At 76.4% G+C, this 853-nt stretch carries 1 protein-coding gene; it reads left to right on the forward strand.

Annotation, left to right across the window (positions count from 1 at the left end):
* Window positions 1-801 (forward strand): Rossmann-like and DUF2520 domain-containing protein (locus tag SZ60_RS15385; RefSeq protein ID WP_255349714.1); only part of this gene is annotated, 801 nt, incomplete at its 5' end.
* Window positions 802-853: the final 52 nt, after the last annotated feature.

An 853-nucleotide genomic window follows, 5' to 3' on the forward strand; every position in this document is an offset into this window, starting at 1 on the left:
CCCCGCGACTCGCGCGACGCCACCCGCCGGCCCGCGGGCGGCTCCGACCGCCGCAGCGGCCGCCTCGGCGTGGGCATTGTCGGTGCCGGTCGGGTCGGGCCCGTGCTCGGCGCCGCACTCGCCGCCGCGGGTCACGCGATCGTCGGCATCTCGGCCGTGTCCGAGCGCAGCCGCGATCGGGCCGAGGCGATCCTGCCGGGCGTGCCCGTGCTGACCGTGCCCGAGATCGTCGAGCGCAGCGAACTCGTGCTGCTCGCCGTGCCCGACGACCAGCTCGCGGACCTCGTGCAGGGCCTCGCGGCGACGGGCACCTGGCAGCCCGGCCAGCTCGTTGTGCACACGTCTCCCCGGCACGGGCTCGAGGTGCTGCGGCCCGCGCTCTCGTCGGGGGCGATCCCGCTGGCGATCCACCCGGCCCTCGCCTTCACGGGCACGACCATCGACCTCGTCCGGCTGCGTGACGCGTGGTGCGCCGTCACCGCGCCGACCCCCGTCCAGCCGATCGGCCAGGCGCTCGTTGTCGAGATGGGAGCCGAGCCCGTCATCGTGGCCGAGGCCGACCGGGAGCGCTACGCCGAGGCGATCGCGACGGCCACCGAGTTCTCGGCCGCGATCGTCGCGCAGTCGGTCGGACTGCTGACCGAGCTGGGCCTGCCCGAGCCCGGCCGCCTGCTCGCGCCGCTGATGCGGTCGGCCATGGACGCCGCCCTCGGCGAGGCCGGCGGCGTGGTCGGCCCCGGTACCATCGACATGGCCTCGTTCGACGACGGCCCCACCGCGTTCGGTGACCCGCGCGCCTGACCCGGCCCGCGCCTCCCGCCCCCTCCACCACCCCAGGAGCACCTGACACATG

Origin of the sequence: Frigoribacterium sp. MEB024 (assembly GCF_000878135.1) — a bacterium.
GTDB lineage: Bacteria > Actinomycetota > Actinomycetes > Actinomycetales > Microbacteriaceae > Frigoribacterium.